24 protein-coding genes are annotated in these 26,005 nt (G+C 58.1%); 19 read left to right on the forward strand and 5 right to left on the reverse strand.

Going from position 1 to position 26,005, the window contains the following annotated elements:
• The first annotated feature begins 232 nt into the window (after positions 1–232).
• The 3 genes from trhA to BLV11_RS10385 are packed head-to-tail and all read left to right on the forward strand — an operon-like array spanning position 233 to position 6,340.
• Entirely contained in the window at positions 233–895 is a 663-nt protein-coding gene (trhA, locus tag BLV11_RS10375) for a PAQR family membrane homeostasis protein TrhA (protein WP_245725995.1), read from the forward strand.
• Positions 895–2,628 carry an autotransporter assembly complex protein TamA gene (locus BLV11_RS10380; protein ID WP_091813391.1) on the forward strand — a complete coding sequence of 578 codons (1,734 nt, stop codon included), beginning with the start codon at positions 895–897 and terminating at the stop codon, positions 2,626–2,628. The genes trhA and BLV11_RS10380 overlap by 1 nt, the downstream gene beginning before the upstream one ends.
• 10 nt (positions 2,629–2,638) lie before the next feature.
• Positions 2,639–6,340: a translocation/assembly module TamB domain-containing protein gene (locus BLV11_RS10385; RefSeq protein ID WP_175528328.1), complete on the forward strand. Its 3,702-nt coding sequence runs from the start codon at positions 2,639–2,641 to the stop codon at positions 6,338–6,340.
• Positions 6,341–6,419: 79 nt separating this feature from the next.
• Here BLV11_RS10385 and BLV11_RS10390 read toward each other — a convergent pair whose 3' ends face one another.
• The 3 genes from BLV11_RS10390 to BLV11_RS10400 are packed head-to-tail and all read right to left on the reverse strand — an operon-like array spanning position 6,420 to position 8,308.
• Positions 6,420–6,599 carry a hypothetical protein gene (locus BLV11_RS10390; protein WP_091813398.1) on the reverse strand — a complete coding sequence of 60 codons (180 nt, stop codon included), beginning with the start codon at positions 6,597–6,599 and terminating at the stop codon, positions 6,420–6,422.
• Complete coding sequence (locus tag BLV11_RS10395; RefSeq protein ID WP_091813401.1) at positions 6,580–7,314, reverse strand: gamma-glutamyl-gamma-aminobutyrate hydrolase family protein; 735 nt, start codon at positions 7,312–7,314, stop codon at positions 6,580–6,582. The genes BLV11_RS10390 and BLV11_RS10395 overlap by 20 nt, the downstream gene beginning before the upstream one ends.
• Positions 7,304–8,308 carry an amidoligase family protein gene (locus tag BLV11_RS10400; protein ID WP_091813404.1) on the reverse strand — a complete coding sequence of 335 codons (1,005 nt, stop codon included), beginning with the start codon at positions 8,306–8,308 and terminating at the stop codon, positions 7,304–7,306. The genes BLV11_RS10395 and BLV11_RS10400 overlap by 11 nt, the downstream gene beginning before the upstream one ends.
• Positions 8,309–8,496: 188 nt before the next feature.
• Between BLV11_RS10400 and lexA the strand changes: the two genes are divergently transcribed.
• Both lexA and BLV11_RS10410 read left to right on the forward strand, forming a co-directional pair.
• The gene (gene lexA / locus BLV11_RS10405; RefSeq protein ID WP_091813407.1) at positions 8,497–9,105 is read left to right on the forward strand and encodes a transcriptional repressor LexA; all 609 of its coding nucleotides are present in this window, start codon (positions 8,497–8,499) and stop codon (positions 9,103–9,105) included.
• Between the two features lie 64 nt (positions 9,106–9,169).
• Complete coding sequence (locus BLV11_RS10410) at positions 9,170–9,697, forward strand: cell division inhibitor SulA (RefSeq protein WP_091813410.1); 528 nt, start codon at positions 9,170–9,172, stop codon at positions 9,695–9,697.
• A 100-nt stretch (positions 9,698–9,797) separates the two neighbouring features.
• Here BLV11_RS10410 and BLV11_RS10415 read toward each other — a convergent pair whose 3' ends face one another.
• On the reverse strand, positions 9,798–10,058 hold the full coding sequence (locus BLV11_RS10415; protein ID WP_091813413.1) for a hypothetical protein: 261 nt from the start codon (positions 10,056–10,058) through the stop codon (positions 9,798–9,800).
• A gap of 56 nt (positions 10,059–10,114) precedes the next feature.
• Positions 10,115–10,753, reverse strand: a complete 639-nt coding sequence (locus BLV11_RS10420; RefSeq protein ID WP_245725996.1) for a DUF6586 family protein — start codon at positions 10,751–10,753, stop codon at positions 10,115–10,117.
• Between the two features lie 139 nt (positions 10,754–10,892).
• Between BLV11_RS10420 and BLV11_RS10425 the strand changes: the two genes are divergently transcribed.
• The 14 genes from BLV11_RS10425 (at position 10,893) to BLV11_RS10490 (ending at position 25,946) form a co-directional block, all read left to right on the forward strand.
• The gene (locus tag BLV11_RS10425; protein ID WP_091814096.1) at positions 10,893–12,248 is read left to right on the forward strand and encodes a DUF1329 domain-containing protein; all 1,356 of its coding nucleotides are present in this window, start codon (positions 10,893–10,895) and stop codon (positions 12,246–12,248) included.
• Between the two features lie 203 nt (positions 12,249–12,451).
• Entirely contained in the window at positions 12,452–12,772 is a 321-nt protein-coding gene (fliT, locus tag BLV11_RS10430) for a flagellar protein FliT (protein WP_091813420.1), read from the forward strand.
• A 169-nt stretch (positions 12,773–12,941) separates the two neighbouring features.
• Entirely contained in the window at positions 12,942–14,393 is a 1,452-nt protein-coding gene (locus BLV11_RS10435) for a sigma-54 dependent transcriptional regulator (RefSeq protein WP_091813423.1), read from the forward strand.
• A gap of 225 nt (positions 14,394–14,618) precedes the next feature.
• A complete protein-coding gene (locus tag BLV11_RS10440; RefSeq protein WP_091813425.1) occupies positions 14,619–15,881 on the forward strand; it encodes a sensor histidine kinase in 1,263 nt (420 codons plus the stop codon).
• Between the two features lie 12 nt (positions 15,882–15,893).
• A complete protein-coding gene (locus BLV11_RS10445; protein ID WP_091813428.1) occupies positions 15,894–17,339 on the forward strand; it encodes a sigma-54-dependent transcriptional regulator in 1,446 nt (481 codons plus the stop codon).
• A gap of 267 nt (positions 17,340–17,606) precedes the next feature.
• Positions 17,607–17,975: a flagellar hook-basal body complex protein FliE gene (fliE, locus tag BLV11_RS10450; protein ID WP_091813431.1), complete on the forward strand. Its 369-nt coding sequence runs from the start codon at positions 17,607–17,609 to the stop codon at positions 17,973–17,975.
• 15 nt (positions 17,976–17,990) lie between these two features.
• On the forward strand, positions 17,991–19,703 hold the full coding sequence (fliF, locus tag BLV11_RS10455; RefSeq protein ID WP_091813434.1) for a flagellar basal-body MS-ring/collar protein FliF: 1,713 nt from the start codon (positions 17,991–17,993) through the stop codon (positions 19,701–19,703).
• A complete protein-coding gene (gene fliG / locus BLV11_RS10460; RefSeq protein ID WP_091813437.1) occupies positions 19,696–20,733 on the forward strand; it encodes a flagellar motor switch protein FliG in 1,038 nt (345 codons plus the stop codon). The genes fliF and fliG overlap by 8 nt, the downstream gene beginning before the upstream one ends.
• A complete protein-coding gene (locus BLV11_RS10465; protein WP_091813439.1) occupies positions 20,733–21,584 on the forward strand; it encodes a flagellar assembly protein FliH in 852 nt (283 codons plus the stop codon). Before fliG ends, BLV11_RS10465 begins: the two co-directional genes overlap by 1 nt.
• On the forward strand, positions 21,565–22,935 hold the full coding sequence (fliI, locus tag BLV11_RS10470; protein WP_091813442.1) for a flagellar protein export ATPase FliI: 1,371 nt from the start codon (positions 21,565–21,567) through the stop codon (positions 22,933–22,935). The genes BLV11_RS10465 and fliI overlap by 20 nt, the downstream gene beginning before the upstream one ends.
• Positions 22,935–23,375 (forward strand): flagellar export protein FliJ, encoded by a 441-nt coding sequence (gene fliJ, locus BLV11_RS10475; protein ID WP_091813446.1) that lies wholly within the window; start codon positions 22,935–22,937, stop codon positions 23,373–23,375. Before fliI ends, fliJ begins: the two co-directional genes overlap by 1 nt.
• A gap of 123 nt (positions 23,376–23,498) precedes the next feature.
• Complete coding sequence (locus tag BLV11_RS10480) at positions 23,499–23,804, forward strand: STAS domain-containing protein (protein WP_091813448.1); 306 nt, start codon at positions 23,499–23,501, stop codon at positions 23,802–23,804.
• A 31-nt stretch (positions 23,805–23,835) separates the two neighbouring features.
• Positions 23,836–25,554 (forward strand): ATP-binding SpoIIE family protein phosphatase, encoded by a 1,719-nt coding sequence (locus BLV11_RS10485; RefSeq protein WP_091813450.1) that lies wholly within the window; start codon positions 23,836–23,838, stop codon positions 25,552–25,554.
• Between the two features lie 44 nt (positions 25,555–25,598).
• Complete coding sequence (locus tag BLV11_RS10490; protein ID WP_091813452.1) at positions 25,599–25,946, forward strand: Hpt domain-containing protein; 348 nt, start codon at positions 25,599–25,601, stop codon at positions 25,944–25,946.
• Positions 25,947–26,005: the final 59 nt, after the last annotated feature.

Consider the following 26,005-nt stretch of genomic DNA (forward strand, 5'->3'; position numbering starts at 1 on the left):
GAGGCACTCCTGTGGAGGTTGTTCTTGTTATTACTTCATGGTTTAACTTGATCATGTGGCGATTGCCGGGGATTACCATTGGCATAAGGAGCAGGTGTCGGTGGCGAAACGGCCAATCTGCAGTTGTTCGTGGATTAACCTGCCCATCAAACGTAAACTCGCAAGGGGGAGGCAGGGCAAAATGCCCGCTCGCCTCTACAGCAACATTTGCGAGAATTCAGGGAGAGACAGAGTGCCCCAATCGGTGTCGTTTGAGCCTTACCCCAAAGTCGAGGAGTGGCTGAACTGGCTGACCCATGGGCTGGCCGCCTTGTTCAGTATTGCGGGCATGGCTGTGCTGCTGGTGATGGCCGTCGAGCGGGAAGATGTCTGGAAAATCGTCAGCTTCGGTATCTACGGCAGCAGCATGACACTGCTGTTCCTGGCCTCTACGCTTTATCATTTTGCCCGTCGGGCGGAGATGAGGCGATTATTCAAGATGTTGGATCACTGTGCGATTTTTCTCCTGATCGCCGGCACCTACACTCCCTTTCTGCTGGTGAATATGCGTGGCACCGTGGGTTGGACAATGTTCGCGGTGATCTGGGGGCTGGCCATCGGCGGCATTGCCCTGAAACTGATCTTCGGGCACCGCTTCAAACCGCTTCAGATTACCATTTACCTGCTGATGGGATGGCTGGTGGTGGTTGCCTCCAAGGAGATGTCGGAGACGGTCAATGATCTGGGGTTGTCATTGCTCATCGCAGGCGGCGTGACCTACACCCTTGGGGTGGTGTTCTACCTCATCAAGAAGATTCCCTATAACCATGCAATCTGGCACCTGTTTGTGGTGGGTGGCAGTACCTGCCACTTCTTTGCCATTTACCACGGGGTGCTGAACGGCCATATCGCCTGATGCCAAGGAGAACCTGGAAGCCCCGAGCCGTCTGGGCGTTATTGATATGGCTGGCATGGTCCTCGGTCTTGGCGCAGCAGGTGAGTGTTGTGGTTCAGGGCGATTATCCGGAACTGCAGGCGAACGCGGACGCTTTTATCGGCGACGTTGAAGGGCGCAGTGCCCAGCGTCTGCGTCGGTACGTGCCAACGGCGCTGACTCAGGTGCGGGAGGCGCTGAAGGCACTGGGCTACTACCAGCCGGAGCTCGAATGGACCTTGAGGGATGACGGCTTGCCGACGGTGGTGATTAACGTTATCCCGGGCGAGCCGGTCCATGTCCGGTCGGTGACTGTGACCATTGAGGGGCCGGCCAATTCGGATCCGGAGTTCCTGCCGGTACTGCCCGACAGGCCCGCCGTTGGCGATGTACTTCACCACGGTCACTACGACGCCTTGCAACAGCTGATCCGGAACCGGGCGATTCGCCTGGGGTATTTTGACAGCGAGTACCGGACCCATACCCTGGCTGTGAATCCGCAAGAGGGCTATGCGGACATCACTCTGGAGTTTGTCAGTGGCCAGCGTTATCGCCTCGGCAACGTCGACTTTGTCGGAGCGGAGGCGTTTGAGCGCGAGTTGCTGGCGCGCTTCGTTTCCATTGAGCCTGGTGAACTCTATCACGCAGACAAGATCGCCGCGCTCAATGCTGATCTCTCCAATAGCGGGTATTTTGCGCAGGTGCTGGTTGATGCCTCGCCGGACGAAGCCGAGGATCTGGAAATTCCTGTCAGTGTGCAGCTGACTGCCCGAGCTCCCCGCTCGGTGTCTGCCGGGGTCGGGTTTTCCACCGACGTGGGCCCACGCCTCAAGGGCACCTGGCGGGAGCACTGGGTCAACCCAATGGGGCATCGTCGCGGAGCGGAAACAGAGCTATCGGAACCTCGCCAGAACGTCAGTGCGTGGTATGAAATCCCTCTCGACCCTCCCATGACCGACCTGATCCGTCTGAGCGCCGGCTACCAGATGGAAGATATCGAAGATGTGCAATCTGAGCGTCTGACCCTTGGCCAGCAGTGGCAGCATGAGCTGGACAGCGGTTGGTTGCAGATCCTGTCACTGCGGGCGGAAGGCGAACGTTATCGCATCGGTGGTGAACCCTCGTCGTTCAGTCGCCTGTTATTGCCCGGCATCAGCTATTCCTGGCTCACGGCGGATTCTCCGCTGGATCCGGCCAACGGCTTTCGTACCCAGTTCGACATTGCGGGGTCTCACCGGAAACTGCTGTCTGACGTCGACATTCTCCATGTTAATGTGCTGCTCAAAGGGATGGTCACCTTCTGGGATAACCATCGTTTGTTAACGCGCTTTCAGTTCGGCGGTGTGGCGACCAACAATTTTGATAATGTGCCGCCGTCACTGCGATTCTTTGCCGGAGGTGACCAGAGTGTGCGCGGCTATGCGTACGAGTCGCTCTCCCCCCGTGACGACAATGGCAACCTGGCTGGGGGGCGTTACCTGATCGTTGGCAGCGGAGAATACCAGTACAGCTTTGCTGAGCGCTGGCGCCTGGCGGCTTTCTTCGACCGTGGTAATGCCATTGATCACCTGACGGATACCCTGGTGGATGGTGTGGGTATTGGTATCCGCTGGGTGAGCCCGGTGGGCCCTCTGAAGTTTGATATCGCCAAGGGAATGGATGAAAACGCCGGCGGCGACTGGCGGATTCATTTCTCCATGGGACCAGAGCTATGAAGGAGTGGGGATGAAGACGCGCCGTTTCCGCTGGCTACGGGTAGCCATGATCAGTCTGGTGGGGATTGGCGTATGGCTGCTGCTTGCGGTGACGGGGCTGCTGATTGCTCTGGGCAGCGATTCGGGTACCCGTTGGGTGTTGTCCCAGATCCCGGGTCTGGAGGTGGAGAATGGACAAGGTTCATTGTTCGGGCGCTGGCAGGCCGAGCAATTGCGCTGGCGTGGTTATGGGGTTGCGGCAGACCTGGCGTTTCCACTGGTAGACTGGTCTCCGGCCTGCCTTATTACCTTGACCGTGTGCCTGGACGAATTGTCGGTGGCGCAAACGAATGTGGAGATCCAGCCCTCACCGGATGAAACGGAGAGCGGCCCCTTCACTCTGTCATCCATTCAGTTGCCTGTTGATCTCGACGTTCGCCAGGTGACGCTGGGGGCGCTCACGGTTAACCAGTCGCTGATCTGGAGTCAGGTGAGCATCTCTGCTGAGGGGGTAGGCTCAGCCTGGCAGCTCCACCAGCTGAGCTATCGGCGCGAAGCGCTGGCGGTCAATGTCAGCGGCTGGCTGGAAACCCGCGGAGACTGGCCTCTGGCACTGGAGGTTACCGGTCAGTTGCCGCCGCCTTATGGCGACCACTGGGAGCTGGCTCTGAATCTCAGTGGTAACGCCAGGAACCTTCGCGTTCAGGGGACCAGTGACGGCTATCTGCAGGCTGACATTCAGGGGCGTGTAGAGCCTTTTGAAGACAACCTGCCAGCGGAGCTGGCGGTACGCGCCCGCGAGTTCCTGGCGCTGGATACGTTGCCTGAAACCCTGATGTTGACGACCATGGCGCTCAATCTGGATGGCTCCCTGGCGAACGGGTATCGCGCCCGTGCCGAAGGCAGTTTTGCAGGGGCTGGGGACGCTATTGGGGTAGCTGCTGCTGGTATTCTGACCGACGCAGGTGTTGACGATCTCAGGGTTACCCTGACGTCCGCTGAAGGGGGGCAAGCCCCGGGTCAGGTAACGCTGACCGGCGATATGGACTGGCACGGTGGGCTGGTGGCGACCGCCGATATCGTTATGAATGCCTTCCCCTGGTATCAGCTTGTTCCTGAACTGGCTCCCCCACCGGTGGTGGTGGAAGCATTGCAGGGCGACATCCGCTACGACAATGGTCGCTACCAGGCGCATCTGAACACGCGGGTTAACGGCCCGCAGGGGCCTGCGGACCTGGAAGGGCTGGTGAACGGTGACCTGCAGGCGCTGACCCTTGAGGAGTTGCTCATAACCACCGGCGCGGGCAGGGCAAGTGGCAGGGGAGATCTTCAGTTTGCGGGCCCGCTGGCCTGGAATCTCGACCTGATTCTGCAACAGTTCAACCCGGGGTACTGGCTGCCGTTACTGGAAGCCAGTCTTGACGGCGAGGTTGCCAGCGAGGGGCAGTTCGGTGATGCGGGGTTGGTGATGGAGGCCCGCTGGGACATTGGTGGGCTGTGGCAATCGCACCCCGGAGCGAGTCAGGGGTTACTGAGCGTTGCCGACGATGACTGGCGTCTGATGGACTTTTCACTGGCTGTTGGTAACAACCGGGTGAGTGGGCAGGGCCGCTGGAAGCAACAGATCGATGCACAGCTCAGCATTGAGCTGCCTAGCCCTGAGCTGCTGGTTCCAGGGTTCCAGGGCCAGCTGCAGGGCGAGGTCAAAGCCAGGGGGGCGCTTAGCGAGCCCGAGGGAGACCTGACACTGTCGGGGACGCAGATCAGCTGGCAGGACGAGGTCGAGGTCAGTCGGGTTAATCTGGTCGCCTCGTTGAGGGAAAGCCTGATGCTGGACGCCAACCTGAGGGTGTCGGGCCTGAGTGCCGGTGAACAGGGCATAGACTTGATGGAGGCCCGGTTCACCGGTAACCCGCAGCAACATGCCCTTGCGCTTGAGGCCAGTGCCGAGGCGCTGACAACGCGATTGAGGCTTGAGGGACGATGGTCCGATGGCTGGAAGGGCGTGCTCAGCCGTGGTGAGATCGAGCTACCGCAGGCGGACCAGGTCTGGCAGCTTGATGGCCCCGCCGCGCTTACCTATCGGCCTGAAACCAGCGTGGAATTCGGGGCTCACTGCTGGAGCTGGCAGGAAAGCTCGGTCTGCGCAGGTGACCAGCTGCTCTGGCCGGATCTTGCGATTAACTATCAGCTCACGGACTTCCCCACCCGGGTTTTGGCCCCGCTGTTGCCGCCGAGTATACGCTGGCACTCGCAGCTGACCGGAAGCATGGCCATTGCGATGACCAATCAGGGGCCGGATGGTCAGATCGAACTGGCTGCTGATGCGGGTGAAGTTGGCGTGCTCGTCGGGGAAGAGTGGCAGGCTCTGGCCTACGACACGTTTAGCGTCAGCCTGGGCCTGAAGCCGGAGACCGCGCGGTTTGAGCTTGCCTTGTCGGGGCCGGAGGTGGGGCGGTTGTCGTCGACGCTGACATTGAACCCATCCAGTCCGGACTACCCCATGGCCGGAGAATTTGAGCTGGAAGGGCTGAATATAGCGCCGGTCGGACTGATGGCGGATCTTGAGGTGCTGGAAGGTACCATTGGCGGCAGCGGGCGTTTGTCAGGACCCTTGCTGCGCCCGGACATTACCGGTGAGCTTTACCTTACCCATGGTCGGTTGCTGGATCCCCGTATCCCGATCCCCATGGAAGAGATCGAATTGCAGCTGGGGCTGAATGGCCAGACTGCGGAGATCGACGGCCACTGGAAGAGCCATGAACGCAGTTCCGGGCAGCTTCGTGGAAGCTTCGACTGGCGCGAGACTCCGTTGCTTGAGCTGGCGGTGACCGGCCAGCGCCTGCCGTTCAGTTATGAACCCTATGCCAGTGTGGAGCTGGATCCGGACCTGATACTGCAGTACCGAGGTGGAGCGCTCACCGTCAAGGGCACTCTGGCCGTGCCCCGGGGACAGATTGCGATCAAGGAATTGCCGTCACAGGCGGTTACTGTCTCCAGTGATGAAGTGATTGTCGGGGCGGCGGCCGAGGATCCGGTGCTGCGCTCGCTGGTCATGGATGTGTGGGTGACGGTAGGCGCAGACCAGGTCACCTTCGATGGTTTCGGGATCCACGGTGACCTGAAGGGCGGCTTAAGGGTTGGCAATAACCTGGATGCCCGCGGGGTGCTTCAGCTCGAGGATGGCCATTTTGAGGCGTTTGGCACCGAGCTGGAGTTGCGGCGGGCGCGACTGGTGTTTGTGGGGTCGTTGACGGAGCCTTACCTTGACGTCGAAGCGGTACGAGTGGTGGACGAGGTGACCGCGGGCCTGCGCCTGACCGGTCCGGTCTCCGCGCCTGCTACCGAGGTGTTTTCGGAACCGGCCATGTCCCAACCCAATGCCTTGTCCTATGTGATTCTTGGCCGGCCGCTGCAAACCGAAGGCGATCAGGGGCAGGTAGGGCAGGCCGCTATATCGCTGGGATTGTCGCGGGCCAGTCAGGTCACTGAAAAAATTGGCGATGAGCTGGGCATCGAACAGCTGGTTCTGGAAACCGAAGGTTCCGGAGAGGAGGCCTCGGTGGTTGCCAGTGGCTACCTGACCGAAGATCTCAGTGTGCGCTATGGTGTCGGTATCTTTGAGCCGATCTCCACGGTTGCCTTGCGCTATGACCTGGGGCGCTATTTCTACCTGGAAGCCGCCAGTGGTCTGGCTGCATCTCTGGACCTGTTCTATACCAGGGATTTCTAGCCGGTGAGGCGAGGCCACCGCTGATATATACTGGTTCAGATGCGGCTTTATTCTGCCGCCTGAGGTAGCTTCCATGTTATTACATGATCAGCAGGTCCGCCTGACTCGCCGGGAGAGGGAGATTCTGCACCGGCTCACGGGTGTCGATCCACGCGACATAACCACCCGGGCCGAGCTCCGGAAATGGGCGGAGTGTTATCTGCAGTCCCTGCCTGGCGATGACCGTGAGATCAGCGCCATCAAGGATCTGTTGCGCCACCACCTTCCAGTCTAGCCAGTTTCCATTGTCGAGCGGCTTCCACCAGAGACGTAAAAATTCGCCGGTGACCACTGTGGTAGAGCAGGTACTCCGGGTGCCACTGAATGCCCAGTATCCAATGTTCATCAGTGGTTTCAATGCCCTGGACAAACAGGTCGTTATCGACGGCCACCACCCGCAGGTTTCGCCCGAGAAGCTTGATCGCCTGACTGTGTATCCGATTGGCTCCAATGGACGTCGCCGGCATGATGTGGCCAAGCACACTGTCGTGGACCAGGCGGACCGTCTGTAAAGGAAAAAGCAGCGGATGGTGGCGGGTGTGGACGCGGAGTGGAGTGACGTCCTGGCACAATGAGCCGCCCCGGTAAACATTGATCAGCTGAGCCCCACGGCAGATTCCCAGAACCGGGAGGTGAAGCTGTTCCGCTTGGCGGAGCAACTGCCAGTCGGTTTCATCCCGGGGAAAATCATAGCGTGCGGTCACCTCTGGTTCCTGACCGTAACGGCCGGGGTGAATGTGGGAGCCTCCAGACAACACCAGGCCATCCAGCAGCCCGACATTGATCCGGGAGCCCGGCCGGATGTAGACGCTGCCGGCTCCGGCGAGCTTCAACCCGAGGCTGATCAGTCTTTGCGGCGTTCCAGCCCGTCCCGGACCACTGATACCGATGGTCAGGCCGGGATGATCGGACCGGGTGACGGTGTTATGAGACATAGCCTTTTGCGTGTAGCCACTGATCGCAGGCTTCGGTCCAGCCATGGGTCAGGTTGTGAAAACTCAGCCGCCGGCTTTCGCGGAAAGCCGTGAGCAACTCCTTGAGATCGGCTGCATTGGCAGCGACCTGTTCCAGTACCACCCAATCATTCCAGACTACTGAAAAATGCCAGTCAGGATTGTCGATGTCGCAGTCCGGGAGGCGGTAATGCAGAGTTGGACGGGCCTTGATGCGGGGGTCGGAAACGTGCTCCTGGAGAAGCTCGCGGTTGAGATGGGCAAACAGCGGGAGCAGATCCAGGGCGCGGTTTCGGGTCGGATTATGGCGAAGGTAGTCCTCCATGAGCTGATTCAGGTCTGGTGCGTAACCGGGTTCGATCAGCTGATCAACGAACAGGCTGTCCCAGGGTTCGATGTAGCTGGTGAGCTTACGGCTGATATCGAGTTGATGTCGTGATTTGAGCCAGTCGTACAGCGCCGCGAAGGCCTGCAGGTATCGAACCAGTGTTGGCGCCTCCAGATCCGGCAGCTCCGGATTGAGCTGCAGACCAAAGGCATAATAGATGGCTTCCCGACTGCCAAGGGCCCCGGATTCCCGCAACTGGTTGCAGAGCCTTTCGATGCGCTCCAGCTTGGTGATCGGCAAGGGTGGGGTCACGATCTCCAGCGGCACAATCTTCTCGGCGGCGGCATCAATCAGCTGCAGAGCCTGGCCACCGAGTTCACGTATGGCCTCCGGCAGTTGCTCGTCCTGGAAATTGAGCTCCTTGATCGGATCCGAGTCCAGCTCAACCCCGAAGTCACCGAGGTCGGTGTGGATCGCGGTAATGTATCTCGACACCGGCGTGGGGGCTCCGGGCAGTAGCTGGCAGAGCAGGTCAACCAGTCGGGCATAACTGAGCCCCGAGATCTCGATTTCAACCCCGACTCTGCGTTCTTGCTGGGACCGGGTCAGACGAATATCGGGTAACCGGCATTGCTGTTGAAGGCTCAAACTCTGTTCCTCCCTGTGGTGTCGACACCACCCCTTCGGGCCAACCCGGCGTTCAGACGCTGGCGGTGAACCCCTATGCAACCATTGCAGTCGCTTGCCTGTAAACCGTTGTTGATCAAAAAGGGGGTTTACACTGGATAAAACACTGTATATATTTTCGTTACTGTATAAAAAAACAGGATCGCTTTATGAAGCTCACTGCAAGGCAAAGTCAGGTTCTGGACATTATCCGGCGCTATCTTGACGAAACCGGGTACCCGCCAACCCGTGCCGAAATTGCCGCCGAACTGGGGTTCCGCTCGGCCAACGCCGCCGAGGATCATCTGCGAGCGCTTGCCCGTAAGGGTGCGATCGAGATGGTGCCGGGTGCAAGCCGGGGTATTCGTCTGCCAGAGGCCGAAGAGGACCTGGGGCTGCCGGTAATCGGGCAGGTGGCTGCGGGCAGTCCGATCCTAGCCCAGGAGCATATCGAGGATCACTGCACGCTGAAGCCGGAGTTCTTTTCCCCGTCCGCGGATTATCTGCTCCGTGTGCGCGGGATGAGCATGAAGGACATCGGCATTCTCGATGGCGACCTGCTGGCGGTTCATCGCACCCAGGATGTCCATAACGGGCAGGTTGTGGTGGCCAGGGTCGGTGATGAGGTGACCGTAAAGCGCTTCCGGAAGGAAGGCTCAAAGGTTCTGCTCATTGCCGAGAACGAAGAGTTCGCTCCCATCGAAGTGGATTTGCGCGAACAGGAGCTCTACATCGAGGGGCTTGGCGTTGGGGTGATTCGTCGCTCTGATCTCCACTGATCGTTCGTTTACGGACGTAAAACCAATCCCGGTCGGGATGTTGACGAGTAATGTGAGGGTAAACATGGAACAGCTCAGCTTTAATCAGAATCTGGCGTGTGCCCAACCGGTTTCCGGATTCGCCCGCGCTTCACGTCCGGCCGGCGAGCGGGTTGTAGGCTCGGTATCGGTGAAACCTGCTGTTGGTCGCACCCCGCAGGTTACTCGTCGGCACGATCAGGGTGATGCCGGGACGGGGGCGGGAAATGTCACTGAGATCATTTTACCGGAAGGGCAGGTGGAGAATTTTCAGTTGTTGCTGCCCATGCTGACCCAGCTCAACCAGGAGAAACGCTGGCTGGCACTGATAGATCCGCCTGCCGCGCTGGTCAGTCGCTGGCAGACCATGCATGGAATCGTTGCCAGCGAGTTGCTGGTGCTGCGTTCCACTGCTGAATATTCCACTCAGGCTCTGGCTGAGCGGGCGTTGAGTGCAGGTACCTGCCACGCGGTGGTGATGTGGACCTCGAAGCTGGGCAAGGGGGCTTTCGATGCGCTTCGCGAATCCTCCGCGCTAGGCAACAGTCATGGGGTGGTGCTGCGCCAGCGCTGATTCGCTTTGTGCGGCCTGAATGGGGCGAGGTGTCAGTTTATCGCAGTGGATATCAGGAGGAGCCGGGACCTCCCAGGTGGCAAATCCCGGACGGTATTAATCAGTGCAGGGTATAAGACGGACGGGTTTCCACGGTATCGTTGTCGTCGTCTTCCCAGTCAATGTCGTGGCTGATGTTGCCTACGGCTTCAATTCCGGCGGCAATCATGGCCTTGGCAACGGCCATGTCACGATCGTCCAGCATGTCCCTGGCTTCCGGGGAGAACGAAATTTTTACCAGTGGTGCGCTGTCGTCATCAATGCGACGGAGTGCATAGTCTCCGTTCGTCAGCTGCACAATTTCAAAATAAGATGGTGACATCGGCTTGGCCTTTCACTTGCTAAAATCTGGGTGCGTCGGTAGGTGGATGCGCTGCATCACCACTCGTTGTGTCGCTCGGCGACAGTGTCTGCAAACTGTTTCATCGGCTCAATAATGCTCTTGAGCGCCTCTATGGATTTGTCGGGCCCCGAGGCAACGGCTACTGCGATGATGTTTTCAGCCGAAACAGTCTTCTGCTTTTCTGGCGGTTTTGTCTGGCTGGCTTCGAGTTCATCCAGACGGCTCCACCAACTTTCCTTCAGTCTGGCCAGGTGAGCCAGCTCAGCAATCTCCGGGGCCTCATCGCTGATTAACGCGTTGAGCTCTGCCAGATTCTGAGGGACGCTCCGTCGGTGCTGGTAAAGTTCGGCAATCATTGCCAACAGCAATTGCCTCGCCCGGAGCATCAGTTCACTGGCGCCCTGGTTTGCGGCTTCACGCTCAGCCGGTTGATCGCTTTGTTCCTGAACGGCCAGAAGTGTCTTGGCCAGGAAAAGTTTTTGGGAAACCAGAGTTTGAAACTGGGAAGCCATCGATAGCCCGCTGGGTAAAGACCAGTCCGTAATAACAGAGACCGGCCAGTCTACCATTTTTTGGTGGCGATTTCCTCTCGGATAACCGCTACGGCGCGGTGAAGCGATGAATTTTGAGTAGGGGGCTAACAAGAAGCTACAAAAAAAACCTTGTATGAACATAGCCGATCAGGCAAATAAGCTCCCGACAATTAAAAATACGTAAAACTTGGCCCTTTGGACGGGGCTGTTTATGACCGATGCGGAGACGGTGTTGCAGGACACCGTCGCTGGAGATTCAGTTAGGTTGGAGGAGAAGCAGATGCGTAACCTGCTCTGTATTGGGTGCACGGCGGCGGTATTGATGATAGGTGGCGAGGCCGCGGCGAAAGTGACGGAAGCTGAAGCGGCCCGGTTGGTTGGCGATCTCACGCCGGTTGGGGCTGAGCGTGCAGGTAATGCCGATGGCACGATTCCGGCCTGGACAGGGGGGTTGAGTCAGCCTCCGCAGGGCTGGTCCCGCGGGCAACGGGAGATCAATCCATTTCCGGATGATCAGCCGCTTTTCACCATAAATGCCGGGAATCTGGATCAGTACCGGGACTCCCTGAGCGGTGGTCACATCGCTATGTTCGAGACCTACCCAGACTACACCATGCCTGTGTATCAGAGTCGCCGAACTGCGGCCTACCCGGAACAGGTCTATGACAAGCTCAGACAAAACGCGTTGACGGCAGAACTGCTGGATAACGGTAATGGTGTTCGAAATACCATCATGACCAGCCCGTTCCCGATTCCCAAGAACGGGCTTGAAGTGATCTGGAACCATATTCTCCGGTACCGCGGTGAGCAGATTTCTTTTCGTTCGGCCTCCGCGACGCCTTCAGTGGACGGCTCTTTCAACCCGATTGTGACCGAGTACGATTACTTTATTGCGTATTCGGAACCCGGTGCCGAGCTTGCTGATATCGACAACAAGATTTTCTATCTGAAGACGGAGACTATTTCACCTCCAAGTCTCGCGGGCTCCATTACACTGGTCCATGAAACTCTTGATCAGATCCGTTCGCCCCGTCTTGCCTGGCGATACGATTCCGGATCGCGTCGGCTGCGTCGTTCGCCGAACCTCGCCTATGAAACCGACATGCCGAACTCTTCATCGCTGCGATCAGTCGATCAGAAGGATATGTATAACGGGGCTCCAAACCAGTACGAATGGAACCTGTTGGGCAAGCGTGAGCTGTACGTTCCATACAATGCCTATGAGCTTCATTCCGGCAACCACGGCGCTGATGACATCATTCACGCCGGTCACATCAACCAGAACCTGACTCGTTACGAACGCCACCGGGTCTGGGTGGTTGAAGCCATCCTGCGTACAGGGATCAGTCATATCTACTCTCGTCGAATGTTCTATCTGGATGAAGACAGCTGGCAGGTCCTGATGACGGAAGAGTATGACAACGCTGGCGACCTGTGGCGGGTTTCCGAAGCTCACAATATTTCGTTCTACAGTGAGCCGGTGTTCTGGACGACCCTGGAAACGACCTACGACCTCAAGGCAAAGCGTTACTATATTGACGGTCTCAATGAAGGTCAGGCTCCATTTGATTTTGAGCCGGGTTTCCGTAGTAACGAATTTACGGCCTCTGCCGCCCGTCGAGCCGCCCGCCGCTGACTCGATCGCCCCCTGGTTTACCAGGGGGCTTCCGCTTTTCTCAGTCAGCTCCGCTTGGGCCTTTTGCCAACGCCGTGTGCGTTTGATCCCCGCTGAAACTTTGTTCGCAGGCGGGTGTTCCCGAAAGGGGTGGCATTTGTCATATCGCGGTGGCAACCTGAAACCCTGCCTTGCTTGGTACGTCTACAATCGGGAACCCTGATATGGCCTTGATATTGGAACAGTTTGACCGCCTGCTTGATGACATGAGGCATGCCTTGGTCAAGGAGGACTGGCAAGGTCTGTCAGTGCTCGATGCGTCTGCCCGCCCTCTGGTGGAGTCGCTGATGGCCGAGCTGCGCAGTGGTGAGGTCCCCACGCCGCTGGTACAGGAGCGGCTCGAAGAACTGCAGGCCATCTGCCAGCAGGCACAATCCGCAGCGGTTGCTTCCAGGGACGAGGCCCGCAAGGCGCTGGAGGGGATGCGGCGAACGTCCAGTGCGGCGCGTACCTATCAGGATGTGTCTGGCAGACGTTCCAGATAATTGTCACGTTTACGCGTCATAAAATTGACTATCAACGGTTAAGCGTCTTAAATACCGCTCAAGACGACGGAAAGTTGCGCACCGGCGCCTCAAGGGAAGATGAGGTGCGGTCTGCTATACCCTGCATGGGTGTGTCGATGCCAGGATTTCATGCGAGAGACTTTATTGAATGTCAAAAAATAACAATGTGCTGGTGCTGAGTGAGGATGCAATCCGCAGCAGGGATATCCAGACGATCCTTGAGTTTGTTGGTGAAGAGCAGATCCATGGTGGCGACGCCGCCGAAGAGATACTAAACAGCAATGACTCCAGCACGCTGGAGGCGGTAGTGGTTGCGATCATTAACGGCGACGATGCCAGCGCTGAGCAGGCGGTAAAGAAGGTATGTGCAGCTGACGATGGTCTGCCTGTTTTACTGGTAGGCAACCCTGAGCTCAAAGGGCTGTCAGAGGACGAAAACAGTCGCATCATTGCCCGCCTGGACTGGCCGCTCAATTACACAAAGTTCGTGGATTCGCTTTACCGGGCTCAGGTCTTCCGCGATCAGTACACGCGTTCCCGGGGCCGGGGGCAGCAGCGGGGTGTGCAGTTGTTCCGCAGCCTGGTGGGCACCAGTCGCAGTGTTCAGGTCGTGCGGCAGCTGATGGAACAGGTTGCAGATAAAGATGTCAGTGTACTGATCACCGGAGAGTCGGGCACCGGTAAGGAAGTGGTCGCCCGTAACCTGCATTATCATTCCACTCGCCGTGACAAGCCGTTCGTTCCCGTCAATTGTGGTGCCATTCCGGCAGAGTTACTCGAAAGCGAGCTCTTTGGCCACGAAAAAGGCGCGTTTACCGGAGCGATTACCGCGCGGGTAGGGCGCTTTGAGCTCGCGGAAGGGGGCACTCTGTTCCTGGATGAGATTGGCGACATGCCGCTCAACATGCAGGTAAAGATCCTGCGGGTGTTGCAGGAGCGCACCTTTGAAAAGGTAGGTAGTAACCGGACCCAGGCCGCGGATGTCCGAGTGATTGCGGCAACCCACAAGAATCTGGAAGAGATGATTGAGTCCGGTGAGTTCCGTGAAGACCTCTATTACCGCCTCAATGTGTTTCCCATCGAAATGCCGGCGCTGCGTGAGCGGGTCGAGGATATTCCTCTGCTGATCAATGAATTGATCTCCAGAATGGAAAAGGAAAAACGTGGGTCTCTGCGCATGAACTCTGCCGTTATCATGAGTCTGTGCCGACATGATTGGCCGGGTAATGTGCGGGAGCTGGCCAACCTGGTGGAGCGTTTGGCCATTATGCACCCCTATGGCGTCATCGGTGTTCAAGAGCTGCCGAAGAAATTCCGTTATGTGGATGATATCGATGAGAATCGGCCGGTCGAAGACAGCGGAATGCCGTCCGGTGTGCCTGGGTTGGTTGGTCTGGATGCGCCAGCCTTGTTGCCGGTGAACGGCATCGATCTGAAAGACTACCTGGCGAATCTTGAGAAGCAGCTTATCCAGCAGGCACTCGACGAGGCTGGCGGAGTGGTTGCCCGAGCTGCCGAGAAATTGCGGATTCGTCGCACCACCCTGGTGGAGAAGGTGCGTAAATACGGCCTGCGTCAGGACGAATCCGAAGAGGTCTGACCTCGTTTTACGCTCGTCAGAACGGCGTCAACACTTTGTTTTCGCCGTTCGTATTCCCCTCTGACTCCGCAATATAGTGACAGAAAAACGTCACCGCCCCCTGAATGAAGTGCAAAACACTTTGTTTTAAAAGAAAAAATACAAAGTGGCATAGCATTAGCTTAATCCCTGTCAAATGATCACGCCGACCTCTGGGGTTGGTGCCGGTACTCGTCAGGGGGAACCATGAGTCAGTTACAGTCCTACGCCCATTCCGCGCATCCAGAGGCAGTCAGCAATGCTGCTGCCGATGCCAATGAAAAAGTGACCGCGTTGTTTCCGCCCCAGGACGACCGCAAGGCAGTGGGTACCGCTCTGGAGCTGTTCAACCAGATGTCCCGGCAGATCACCGATTCCTATCGCACGCTGGAATCCAGGGTTAACCAGCTGTCAGGCGAGTTGACTGCGGAAAGCGAACAACGTCAGCGCGAGCTGGAAGAGAAAGAGGAGCTTGCCGACCGTCTCTCCACCCTGTTGTCGGCACTGCCGGCGGGTGTGGTTGTGCTTGATAGCCAGGGTGTGGTGACTCAGTCCAATCCCGCGGCGGTGGGGTTGTTGGGTGAGCCTCTGGAGGGGGAGCGATGGGTCAGTATCATCCAGCGTTGTTTTGCGCCCCGTCGCGATGATGGTCATGAGGTATCTTTGCGTGACGGTCGTCGTGTCAGTATCGAAATCCGCACCATGGAAAACCAGCCAGGGCAGCTCATTCTGCTGACCGACCTGACGGAAACCCGTCAGCTCCAGGCTCAATTAGCCCATGCCCAGCGTCTGTCAGCCATGGGCAAGATGGTGGCTTCGCTGGCTCACCAGATCCGTACGCCCTTGTCTGCCGCCATCCTTTACGGCGGGCACCTGTGCCAGGACGAACTGGACAGCGAGTTGCGCCAGCGTTGTGCCTCCCGTCTGATGTCGCGGCTGACCCACCTCGAGCAGCAGGTTCGCGACATGCTGATATTCGCCCGTGGCGAGACCCGGCTGGCTGAAGAGCTGTCGACCCGTTCTCTGGTCCAGGGGCTGGCTTCCGCAATTGAGGGGCTCAATCTCAACGGCAAGGTCGACGTGTCGCTGAGTGCGGATATTCCGGAGCGGTATCTGTTATGTAACCGCGATGCGCTGGTCGGGGCCTGTACCAACCTGGTGAACAACAGTATTGAAGCCGGTGCCAGCAAGGTCGCTGTATCCGCGGTGGTCGAGCGCGACTGGCTCACTATCCGGGTGACCGATAATGGCCCCGGGTTTGCCCCTGAACAGGTGGCACAATTGATGGAAGCCTTTTACACCACTAAATCCCACGGCACGGGTCTGGGGTTGGCCGTGGTGCAGGCGGTCGTCAAGGCTCACCAGGGGCGTTTTGCGTTAACCGCGCCCGAACACGGTGGCGCCTGCGCCACCATCAGTCTGCCGTTGACCGGAAGTGTCGGTGGTCAGGCTGATCAGCGTATTCAATAAGCGGAGGTAATCATGGCCAAGGCTCAGATCCTGATCGTTGAAGATGACCAAGACCTGCGCGAAGCGCTGGTCACGACCCTGGAATTGGCGAAGTTCCGGATCCGGGAAGCCGACAGTGCCGAGCAGGCACTGGTAAGGCTGGCCGAGGAGCCGGTGGATATGGTCATCAGTGACGTCAATATGCCGGGCAAGTCGGGTCATGAACTGCTGGCCGAGGTCCAGCGTCTCTATCCGGGGTTGCCGGTTTTGCTGATGACTGCCTATGGTCAGATCAGTCATGCGGTCTCTGCAATGCAGGCTGGCGCGACCGACTATCTGGTGAAGCCATTTGAGCCTCAGGTGCTTGTGGATGCGGTCAGTCGGATTGTGGGTGGAAGCCAGAGCAAGCGTGCGGATCAGCCGGTAGCGGAAGATCCCATCAGCAAACGGATGTTCCAGCTGGCCAGCAAGGTCGCCGCCAGTGATTCCACCGTGATGATCTCCGGGGAAAGTGGGACCGGCAAGGAAGTGTTGGCCCGCTACATTCATCAGCATTCGCCCCGCGCCGAGATGCCGTTCATCGCAATCAACTGTGCCGCCATTCCGGAAAACATGCTCGAAGCTATCCTGTTCGGGCATGAGAAGGGAGCCTTTACCGGTGCCCATGCGTCTTCACCCGGTAAGTTCGAGCAGGCCAACGGCGGAACCATTCTGCTGGATGAAATCTCTGAAATGGAACTCAGCTTGCAGTCCAAGTTGTTGCGTGTGTTGCAGGAGCGGGAAGTTGAGCGGGTCGGTGGGCGCAAGACCATTGCGCTGGATGTTCGCGTCATCGCTACCACCAACCGTGAGCTGTCCCAGTATGTCCGCGAGGGCAAGTTCCGTGAAGACCTTTATTACCGCCTGACGGTTTTTCCCATGCAGTGGCAACCGCTGCGGGAGCGCCCGCTGGATATCATGCCGCTGGCCCAGGCTTTGCTCAAGAAACACAGCCGCAAGATGAAGCTGACCGGAATCACCTTTGCGCCTGACGCCCGGTCGGCGCTGCTGGAGCATCCGTGGCCGGGTAACGTGCGTGAGCTGGACAACGCAATACAGAGGGCGCTGGTACTGCACCAGGGGAATGTGATTCATGCGTCAGATCTGTGTCTGGAGTTGGGTATCACCGGGCAGGTAACGGGGCTGGCACCGGTTGCAGAGTCTGCACCCACACCTTCGGTACAGCCGTTACCGGTACACGATGACTCTGGCCTTGCTGAGACCTCGCAAAGCCTGCCGTCGCTGTCAGAGCCTGCATCACTGGGTGATGATCTGCGTCAGCAGGAGTTCAGGATTATCATCGACACCCTTCGTCGGGAGCGGGGTCGTCGCAACCGGGCCGCAGAGCAACTGGGTATCAGCCCGCGTACGCTGCGCTACAAGCTGGCCCAGATGCGTGACTGTGGTATCGATCTTGATGCCGAGCTGGCCATGGCCTGAAGACCGGGTGCGTGAGCGCGTTATTGTTGAACTGACCTCTTTTTGAGCTAACTCCTTCGTGCGGCGTCTTCGGGCGCCGTTTTTTTATGCTGGCCGGTCTGTCAAAACTTTGTCACAGGTTCTCTCTCTACCTTTATATATTGTTATAACCTGCTGTATTAAAAGATAAATAATTAAATGGCCGGTGTTTTGCTTAAGTGTGTGTAATGAACATTTAAGTCAAAAGGCAGTAGTCCGCTGGCGCGACTACTTGTCCGGGGAGGAACCATGGTTCAGCGCGCAGACATCAACAACGTGCTCTCTGAGATTCGCAACCTGCGTACGCAGATGATGCAGAACCAGCGTGTCGAGCAGGATAACGGAATTCGGGGACGGGTCGATAATCCTGCCCGGGTGTCTGAGCCCCGTGAGGTGCCTGCCTTCTCCGATATGCTTTCCCAGGCGGTGGGTAGTGTTAATGACGTGCAGCAAAATGCCAACCACTTGCGCACGGCCTATGACATGGGGGATCCCAGCGTTGATATCACCCGGGTGATGATCGCCTCCCAGAAAGCCTCAGTCTCCTTCGATGCTTTGACCCAGGTGCGTAACCGGGTCGTGAAAGCCTACGAAGACATCATGAACATGCCGGTGTAATAGCGGAGCCAAACCATGTCCACTGTACCTGCCGAAGCAACCAACGCGAATCAGTCGCTGACCACAACGGATCAGCCCTCCGGTCTGGAAGCCCGAAGCGACATGCTGCTCGGATTCAACCGGCTGGCATTGCTGCGCCAGATTGGCCTGATGATCGGACTGGCGGCCAGTGTTGCCTTGGGTGTCGCTGTCGTGCTGTGGGCCCAGGAGCCCAATTACCAGCCGGTGATTGGCGACATGTCGGGCTACAATCCTCAGGATGTCACGTCAATTCTGGACCAGAGCAACATCCAGTACCGCATGGACCCTCGTACCGGCGCGCTGCTGGTCGCCTCCGACGAGGTCTACAATGCCCGGCTGAAGCTGGCTGCAGAGGGTGTCACCGACGACCGGACCATTGGTTTCGAACTGCTGGACCAGGAGCGAGGGCTGGGCACCTCGCAGTTCATGGAAGCGATCAGTTTCCGTCGTGGTCTTGAAGGTGAACTGGCGCGCACGATCAGCAGCATGCGCAATGTCCGCAATGCGCGGGTTCATCTGGCGATTCCCAAGCAGTCGGTATTCGTCCGAGACGCCCGCACACCAACGGCCTCGGTGTTTCTGGAAGTATTCGCGGGGCGGCTGCTCGAACAGGAGCAGATCAACGCGATTATCAATCTGGTGGCGGGCAGCATCCCTGAGCTCAATAAGGATAATGTCACCGTAGTCGATCAGAACGGCAACCTGTTGACCGCAAGGGCCGAGCAGACCCAGCGGCAGCAGATGCAGGACCAGTATGACTACAACTCCCGGGTTGAGGAGCGGCTGACCAGTCGGGTGGCTTCTATTGTGAACCCCATCGTTGGCGATGGTCGTTTCCGAGCGGAAGTCACAGCAGACCTTGATTTTTCATCCGTAGAACAGGCAGAAGAGCTGTTCAACCCGGACCAGCAGGCGGTTCGCAGCGAGCGCGAATTGACCGAGCAACGTGCCAGCAATTATACCGGCGGCGTACCCGGGGCCTTGTCCAACCAGCCCCCAGGAGCGGCAACGGTGCCAGAGCAGGCCGGTGGAAATGTGGATGGCCAGCCTGCGGAGCCGGCTCCGGTCAATGTTCGCAGCGAAGCGACCCGAAATTATGAAATGGATCGCACGGTCAGTTACGTTCGTCAGGAGCAGGGGCGAATCAAGCGCCTGACCGTTGCGGTGGCGGTAGATGATATGAAAGTGATCGATCCGGCAACTGGCGCGGTCAGTTACCAGCCCTGGCCGGAGCAGGAACTCCAGCGGCTGACCATGCTGATCCGGGACGCCGTGGGCTATTCGGCGGTGCGGGGTGATAGTGTGACGGTGATGAATACCGCCTTTGCCCCCCTTGAAGCGGTTGAATTTGACGCGCCGGGTTTCTGGGAGCAGCCCTGGTTCTGGGACCTGATGAAGCAAGTGCTGGCCGGCCTGGTGATTCTGGTACTGGTGCTTGGGTTGCTGCGCCCAACGCTCAAGAGCCTGTCAGGTTCCGGTCGTACTGAGCGCGGGGGTGACCTGGGCGAGGGCGAAGGATACGATGAGACGAAGGGGCTGGGCAGCGATGCGGCCTTGCGGGAAGCCTTGACCACTCAGGATGAACTGCTTTTGCCCGGTGCAACGGACGGTTATGATAGGCAGTTGAACGCACTGAAAGGGCTGATCACTGAGGATCCCGCACGGGTGGCCCAGGTGATGCGCCAGTGGGTAAATGTCGATGAGTGAACAAACCAGCCAACCGGCCGAGGCACCAAAACCACGGCGCAAGATTCCCCGGGTAGAGCAGGCTGCCATCCTGCTGATGACACTGGGCGAAGCTGATGCCGCCGAGATCCTCAAACACATGGGGCCCAAAGAGGTCCAGAGGGTTGGGGTGGCGATGGCCCAGATGAAAGACGTCAGCAAGGATGATGTGTCATACGTCCTGGAGCAGTTTGTCGATGCCGTTGGCGGTCAGACCGGCCTGGGGGTGGGGAATGACGACTACATCCGCGCCATGCTGACTCAGGCCTTGGGCGAGGATAAGGCGGCGAGCCTTATCGACAGGATTCTTATCGGTGGCAACACCACCGGGCTCGATACCCTCAAATGGATGGAGCCACGGGCAGTGGCCGACATCATCCGTTACGAACACCCGCAGATCCAGGCCATCGTGATTTCCTATCTGGATCCGGACCAGTCCGCAGAAATTCTGGCGTCGCTCGATGAAAAAGTCCGGCTCGATGTGGTGATGCGGGTCGCCTCGCTGGAGAGCATTCAGCCCCAGGCCCTGCAAGAGCTGAACGACATCCTGGAGAAGCAGTTCTCCGGAGGCTCGGCAGCCCAGACCAGCCGTATCGGCGGCATCAAGCGGGCCGCGGACATCATGAACTTCATGGACCGCAGCGTGGAAGGCAGTCTGATGGATTCGATCAAGGACATGGATCCGGATCTGGCGACCACCATCGAAGACCTGATGTTCGTCTTCGACAACCTCAAGGATATCGATGACCGTGGCATTCAGGCGCTGCTGCGGGAAGTGTCTTCGGATGTCCTGGTGGTTGCCCTCAAGGGCGCCGACGAGGCGGTCAAGGACAAAATCTTCAAGAACATGTCCAAGCGCGCTGCCGAGCTGCTGCAGGATGACCTGGAGGCCAAGGGCCCGGTTCGCGTCAGCGAAGTGGAGACCGCCCAGAAAGATATCATTACCGTCGCGCGGCGGATGGCTGAGGCCGGTGAAATTACCCTGGCCGGTTCCGGCGAAGAAATGATGTGATGAAAGACGATCCCCGCAACCGCATTCCCTCCGAAAAGCTCACAGCCTATGAACGCTGGGAGTTGCCCTTGCTGGATCAGCAAGGCAACGAAGTAGCGAGGGAGGAAGAGCGCGATGTCAAACCGTTGACGGCTGCCGATCTCGAAGAGATTCGCCAGACGGCCTGGGAGGATGGCCGCGCCGAGGGTCATGCCGAGGGGTTTAAGGCCGGCCACGCCGAAGGGCTGGAGAAGGGCCATCAGGAAGGCCTGGTACAAGGTCTGGAAGAGGGGAGAGGCAAGGGCCATGACGAAGCGCTGACCGAGACCCGAGAAAATGTCGAACAACGCCTTGAGAGTCTCCAGCAGTTACTCGGTGAACTGTTGACTCCAATCCAGCGTCATGAAGACGAACTGGAAACGGCTCTTTTTAACCTGACAACGGTGCTGGCCCGGGCGGTGGTGTACCGTGAGTTGTCCATTGATTCCTCGCAAATCCAGGCGGTGGTTCAGCGTGCCATGGCCGCACTGCCTTCGACCCAGGACAATGTTCGCCTGTTGGTAAATCCTGCGGATGCCGAGTGGGTATCCCAAGTGGCCGCCCGATTTGAGGCGGAAACGTCTATTATTGAAGATGCGTCGATCCTGGCGGGGGGCTGCAAGCTCGAGACCCGTCACAGTCTGGTGGATTTCACCGTAGAGAAACGCTTCCAGAAAGCGGTTCAGGGCATGCTGAATCAGCAGCTCGACAGTGATGACCCGGGTGACAGCGCTGAACTTGACGCAATGATGGGTGATTTGACGGATTTCCATCGCGACGTGTTGTCGCAGTCTGATGAGGCGGGGGACGACAATGGCAATCTCCCTGACTGATCGCCTGACCCGCCTCAAAGATTATCTTCCCGCTAACCTTGCCCCGGAACTGTCGGGCCGTCTGACCCGCTCTGTTGGCCTTACGCTTGAATGCGTAGGTTGCCCGATGGTCGTGGGTGACCGCTGCCTGATCCAGGGCGAGACGACCGGAGCCGTGGAAGCGGAAGTGGTCGGATTTGAGGATGATCGGGTCTACCTGATGCCATTGACCGCCGTGGAAGGGCTTCGGCCCGGCGCCCGTGTTGTTCCCCTGTCGGCGGCCAGCCGCGTGCCGGTGGGCCCGGAGCTGTTGGGACGGGTCGTTAACGGCACCGGCGAGCCGCTGGATGGTAAAGGTTCGCTGAAAGCCCAGGCTCAGGTGTCTCTTTTCGGGGAAATCATCAACCCGCTCAACCGTGCGCCGGTTCGTCAGTCCATGGATGTGGGTATTCGCGCAATCAATGCGTTGTTGACGGTGGGCCAGGGGCAGCGCCTTGGATTGTTTGCCGGCAGCGGCGTTGGTAAAAGTATGCTGCTGGGCATGATGACCCGGTTCACCGATGCCGATATCACCGTGGTTGGGTTGATTGGCGAACGGGGGCGGGAGGTCAAGGAGTTCATTGAGGATATTCTTGGCGAAGAGGGGCTGGCGAGGTCGGTGGTAGTGGCTTCCCCGGCGGATGACTCGCCCCTGATGCGACTGCGTGCGGCCATGCTGACAACCCGTATCGCCGAGTATTTCCGCGACCAGGGCAAACGGGTACTTCTGTTGATGGATTCACTGACCCGTTATGCCCAGGCCCAGCGCGAAATTGCCCTGGCCGTTGGCGAGCCGCCAGCGACCAAGGGATATCCTCCCTCAGTGTTTGCCAAGCTGCCGCAACTGGTGGAACGGACTGGCAACGGTAAGCCCGGAGGGGGATCCATTACCGCCTTCTACACGGTACTGACCGAAGGGGATGATCAGCAGGATCCCATTGCGGATGCCGCCCGGGCCATTCTTGATGGTCATATCGTGCTGTCACGACGGTTGGCGGAAGAAGGTCACTATCCGGCCATTGATGTCGAGGCTTCCGTTAGCCGGGTGATGCCCCAGGTGACGGATGACGCCCATTTCGCCCGCGCCCAGCGTTTCAAACAAGTTTATTCCCGCTACCAGCAGGCCCGAGATCTGATCAGTGTGGGGGCTTACGTTCCGGGATCCGATCCGGAAACCGACTTTGCGATTGAACATATCGAAGCCATGCGTCAGTTCCTGCATCAGGGGCTGCGGGAAAGCGCGCCACTGCAAGCATCTATTGAACAGCTGATGAACGTGGTACCGGGGCGGACTGAGGGCAATCCGTCCAGTGTATCCGGAGCCGGTAGCTGATGTTGCGCTCCAAGCGCCTGGAAGTGGTGCTCACCATGGAGCAACGACGCGAGAAAGAGACGCTTGAGAAACTGGCGGATGCCCGTCGTTACTGGGAATCTCAGCAGCAGCGTCTGAATGAGCTGAGGAATTACCACACCGACTATCGTGAGCAGATTCGTCGCAGTCAGCAGGGGGTGGTTCAAGTCAGCCAATTGCAGGGCTGGCAGGCGTTTATTGCCCAGTTGGATCAGCTGATCCTGCGGCAGGAGCGCCAGGTGGCACAGGCAGCCGGCAAGATGGAAGAGTGTCGCCAGGCCTGGCTGCAGGCCTATGAGCGTCGCCGGGGTATGGAAAAGTACATTGCCCGTTGCCGTGACCAGGAACAGCGGGAACGGGATATCCGCGAACAGAAACAGCTGGATGATGCCGCCAACCGGCTGGCGGCCCGACGGCGATAACCTCCACTTTACTGTCCGCTCACGTGGCAAAAACCAGGTGCATTTTATGGTAGCTGGGCTATCCTTTGACAAGGCATGCAGTACCGTTGAGTTGCCAGTGTATTCAGTGATGGAGGAGCCGGAATGCCAATACAGACGCGCCGTAGTGACGATGGTCGGACCCTGACCATAAAGATCGAGGGGCGCTTCGATTTCAGTACACACCAGTCGTTCAGGGATGCGTACGAACATAATGAGAGCAACGTTGCCAGCTACGTTGTCGATATGTCCGATACAACCTATCTGGACAGCTCTGCGCTGGGAATGCTGCTGTTGTTAAGGGATTTCGCGGGTGGCGATTCGGCGAAAATCTGCATTGAAAACTGCAATGGCGATGTCCGTCGCATACTGTCCATTTCCAATTTTGAACAACTTTTTGCCATTCGCTGATCCAACGAATTTCCCCTGACTGGAGCAGGTCATGGAAGACGCATTTCCTGAACCGGGCCCCCTGCGGATACTGATCGCTGAAGATAGCGATACCGACCGACTGATTCTTTCAAAGCTGATAGAACGGCAGGGTCACCAGCCCATCGGCGCCGCCGATGGTGATGAGGCGGTGGCGCTGTTTTGTAAGCACAACCCGCATATTGTTCTTCTGGATCTGGTCATGCCTCGCATGGATGGCATGGAAGCGGCTCGTCAGATCAAGATGCTGGCCGGAGAAAGCCTGGTACCTGTCATATTTCTGACGTCGATGTCAGACCCTGACACGCTGGCCCAGTGCCTGGAATCTGGCGGTGATGATTTCCTGTCCAAGCCCTACAATCGGGTGATTCTGGAAGCGAAAATCAACGCTTTCAACCGGATGCGCCTGATGCACCGGACCCTATCCCAGCAGCGGGACCTGATCCGCAGCCGCAACCGGATGCTGTTACAGGAACAAGAGGTGGCAAAGCGGGTATTCGATAACGTTGCCCATACCGGCTGTCTGAATGCCGACAATCTTCGTTACCATGCCTCGCCGCTGTCGATCTTCAATGGCGATGTCCTGTTCGCCTGTCGACGCCCATCCGGTGGCATGCATATTTTTGTGGGCGATTTTACCGGCCATGGTTTGCCTGCGGCGATTGGCGCGATGCCGGTGGCCGAGATTTTCTATGGCATGACCAGCAAGGGCTTCAGTTGTGAAGACGTGCTGCGGGAAATCAATCAGAAGCTCAAACGCATATTGCCGACAGGTATGTTCTGTTGCGCTGCTTTCATTCAGGCAGACTTCCATACCAGTCAATTGCGGGTCTGGAACGGCGGGCTGCCGGATGGTTACCTGATTCGTGGTGACGGCAGTCGCGATATTCTGCCATCCCGCCACTTGCCGCTGGGGGTGCTCAGCCCGGAACGGTTTTCCGTCGACGCTGATGTTATCCCGACGGAACCTGGCAACGTATTGCTGGTGGCGACCGATGGCATTCTTGAAGCCGAAAACGCTCATGGCGAGATGTTCGGCGAGGAGCGGTTACTGGCCACCCTGGATTCGGTTCAGGAGCCGGCGGCGGTATTTGATGCGGTGATGGGGGCGATACGGCAGTTTTCATGGGATCAGGGGGCTCAGGACGATCTCACGGTTTTTGCCCTGGAAATGAACGAGAGTGACAAGGCCGCGGAAATGAGTGCGGGCCTGACGCTATCCGCTGCCGCCGGTGCGACGCAGTGGGTATGTGATTACGAACTCTCTGACCAGACTCTGGGTCAGTTCAATCCTTTGCCGTTGTTGCTGCACATCTGTATGGAAGTGCCGGGGCTCCGACTTCGCAGCGGGGAGGTCTATACCTTGTTGTCCGAGCTCTACACCAACGCCCTTGAACACGGCATCCTGAAATTGCCTTCAGAGTGGAAGGACTCTCCGGAAGGTTTTGGTCGCTATTACGCTGAGAGGGAACGGCGGCTTGCGCGAATCCAGGGCCACAGCATACGCTTCACCCTTCGCCATTCACCCACCCATGATGGAGGGCGTTTGTTCATTGAATGTCGTGACAGTGGTGAAGGTTTTGACTATCAATCCGTTCTCCAGCATCATCACGACCGCCAATGCCGGTACGCAGGGCGTGGACTGATTTTGCTGCAACAGCTCAGTCATTCGTTAGCGTTTCACGGTGCCGGTAACCGTGTTGAAGTTGTGTATGACTGGAATCTTACCTAAATTAACAATGAACGAGCGTACAGGGAGCGGCTTAGGGGCTGGTTATGACAGATAGGCTACATCTGGATGAAGAAGCTCTCGCGGAACTGAAAGAGGTCATGGAGGATGAGTTCGGGATCCTGATTGAGACCTACCTCAGCGACTCCGCAGACCGCATTTCGGCCCTGCAGCAGGCGCTTGACGCCGGTAATGATGAAAGCTTTGCCAAGTCGGCTCACAGTTTCAAAGGCAGCTCGGTCAATATCGGGGCGCCGCAGCTCGGTGCTCTGTGTCTGGAAGCTGAGCTTGCGGGCCGGGCGGGGCGGCTCGACGAGGCCGGAGTTATGCTTGAGCGTATAGTCCTGGAATTCCAGACCGTCCGCGCGCTGTTCCAGCAGCTATTGAATCCCTAATCTCTGATTCCCCTTCTTTCTGGCATCACTTTTGCGTTATTACGGGAGAACCCGTATTT

The sequence above is a fragment of the Marinobacter mobilis genome, assembly GCF_900106945.1.
Classification (GTDB): domain Bacteria; phylum Pseudomonadota; class Gammaproteobacteria; order Pseudomonadales; family Oleiphilaceae; genus Marinobacter; species Marinobacter mobilis.

Excerpts from the sequence above, each read along its gene's own strand:
- BLV11_RS10380 (WP_091813391.1), top strand. The coding sequence starts at position 895 with ATGCCAAGGAGAACCTGGAAGCCCCGAGCCGTCTGGGCGTTATTGATA.
- BLV11_RS10385 (WP_175528328.1), top strand. The coding sequence starts at position 2,639 with ATGAAGACGCGCCGTTTCCGCTGGCTACGGGTAGCCATGATCAGTCTG.
- BLV11_RS10395 (WP_091813401.1), bottom strand. The coding sequence starts at position 7,314 with ATGTCTCATAACACCGTCACCCGGTCCGATCATCCCGGCCTGACCATC.
- lexA (WP_091813407.1), top strand. The coding sequence starts at position 8,497 with ATGAAGCTCACTGCAAGGCAAAGTCAGGTTCTGGACATTATCCGGCGC.
- BLV11_RS10410 (WP_091813410.1), top strand. The coding sequence starts at position 9,170 with ATGGAACAGCTCAGCTTTAATCAGAATCTGGCGTGTGCCCAACCGGTT.
- BLV11_RS10415 (WP_091813413.1), bottom strand. The coding sequence starts at position 10,058 with ATGTCACCATCTTATTTTGAAATTGTGCAGCTGACGAACGGAGACTAT.
- BLV11_RS10420 (WP_245725996.1), bottom strand. The coding sequence starts at position 10,753 with ATGTTCATACAAGGTTTTTTTTGTAGCTTCTTGTTAGCCCCCTACTCA.
- BLV11_RS10425 (WP_091814096.1), top strand. The coding sequence starts at position 10,893 with ATGCGTAACCTGCTCTGTATTGGGTGCACGGCGGCGGTATTGATGATA.
- fliT (WP_091813420.1), top strand. The coding sequence starts at position 12,452 with ATGGCCTTGATATTGGAACAGTTTGACCGCCTGCTTGATGACATGAGG.
- BLV11_RS10435 (WP_091813423.1), top strand. The coding sequence starts at position 12,942 with ATGTCAAAAAATAACAATGTGCTGGTGCTGAGTGAGGATGCAATCCGC.
- BLV11_RS10440 (WP_091813425.1), top strand. The coding sequence starts at position 14,619 with ATGAGTCAGTTACAGTCCTACGCCCATTCCGCGCATCCAGAGGCAGTC.
- BLV11_RS10445 (WP_091813428.1), top strand. The coding sequence starts at position 15,894 with ATGGCCAAGGCTCAGATCCTGATCGTTGAAGATGACCAAGACCTGCGC.
- fliE (WP_091813431.1), top strand. The coding sequence starts at position 17,607 with ATGGTTCAGCGCGCAGACATCAACAACGTGCTCTCTGAGATTCGCAAC.
- fliF (WP_091813434.1), top strand. The coding sequence starts at position 17,991 with ATGTCCACTGTACCTGCCGAAGCAACCAACGCGAATCAGTCGCTGACC.
- fliG (WP_091813437.1), top strand. The coding sequence starts at position 19,696 with ATGAGTGAACAAACCAGCCAACCGGCCGAGGCACCAAAACCACGGCGC.
- BLV11_RS10465 (WP_091813439.1), top strand. The coding sequence starts at position 20,733 with ATGAAAGACGATCCCCGCAACCGCATTCCCTCCGAAAAGCTCACAGCC.
- fliI (WP_091813442.1), top strand. The coding sequence starts at position 21,565 with ATGGCAATCTCCCTGACTGATCGCCTGACCCGCCTCAAAGATTATCTT.
- fliJ (WP_091813446.1), top strand. The coding sequence starts at position 22,935 with ATGTTGCGCTCCAAGCGCCTGGAAGTGGTGCTCACCATGGAGCAACGA.
- BLV11_RS10480 (WP_091813448.1), top strand. The coding sequence starts at position 23,499 with ATGCCAATACAGACGCGCCGTAGTGACGATGGTCGGACCCTGACCATA.
- BLV11_RS10485 (WP_091813450.1), top strand. The coding sequence starts at position 23,836 with ATGGAAGACGCATTTCCTGAACCGGGCCCCCTGCGGATACTGATCGCT.
- BLV11_RS10490 (WP_091813452.1), top strand. The coding sequence starts at position 25,599 with ATGACAGATAGGCTACATCTGGATGAAGAAGCTCTCGCGGAACTGAAA.